This window comes from Streptomyces hyderabadensis (assembly GCF_020404845.1).
In the GTDB taxonomy this organism is placed as follows: Bacteria; Actinomycetota; Actinomycetes; order Streptomycetales; family Streptomycetaceae; genus Streptomyces; species Streptomyces hyderabadensis.
On record NZ_JAIOJZ010000144.1, the window covers coordinates 1 to 804 of the forward strand.

General features: G+C 70.3%; 1 protein-coding gene. It reads left to right on the top strand.

All coding sequences use genetic code 11. The features are described from left to right. The coding region (locus K7854_RS37265; protein WP_308112614.1) for a ketoacyl-synthetase C-terminal extension domain-containing protein at positions 1-804 on the top strand (804 nt) is incomplete at both ends.

The following is an 804-nucleotide window of genomic DNA, read 5'->3' on the forward strand; positions in this document are numbered from 1 at the left end:
GCTGGGTCACCCGGTCCTTGCGGTGGTGCGGGGCAGTGCGGTCAACCAGGACGGCGCGTCCAACGGTCTGACCGCACCCAACGGTCCGTCCCAGCAGCGCGTGATCCGGCAGGCCCTCGCCAACGCGGGGCTGGAGCCTGCGCAGGTGGATGTGGTGGAGGGTCACGGTACGGGTACGTCGCTGGGCGACCCGATCGAGGTACAGGCGTTGCAGGCGACCTATGGCCAGGGTCGGTCCGCCGAGCGGCCGTTGTGGTTGGGGTCGTTGAAGTCGAACATCGGGCATGCGCAGGCCGCGGCCGGTGTGGGCGGTGTGATCAAGATGGTGATGGCGTTGCGGGAGGGCGTCCTGCCGCGGACGCTGCATGTGGAGGAGCCGTCGCCGCACATTGACTGGTCGGCGGGTGAGGTGCGGTTGCTGGGGGAGGAGGTTTCGTGGCCGGAGTCGGGACGGCCGCGGCGGGCGGCGGTGTCGTCGTTCGGGTTCAGTGGCACCAACGCGCACGTGATCATCGAGCAGGCCCCCGAGCCCACTGAGTCCACCGAGCCGACTGAGGGTGAGTCCTGGAGCGGGCGCGCGGTGCCGTGGGTCGTCTCGGGCGCCTCTCCCGAGGGTCTGCGAGCGCAGGCGCAGCGACTGCGCTCGTACGTCACCGAGCACCCTGAACTCCGGCCGGTGGACGTGGCCTTCTCCCTCGCCACGACGCGCGGCGCGCTGGAGCACCGAGCGGTGGCAGTAGGTGGCGACCTGAGTGAACTCGCCGACGAGTTGGGCTCCTTGGCTGAGATTCCGTCGGTGAACGG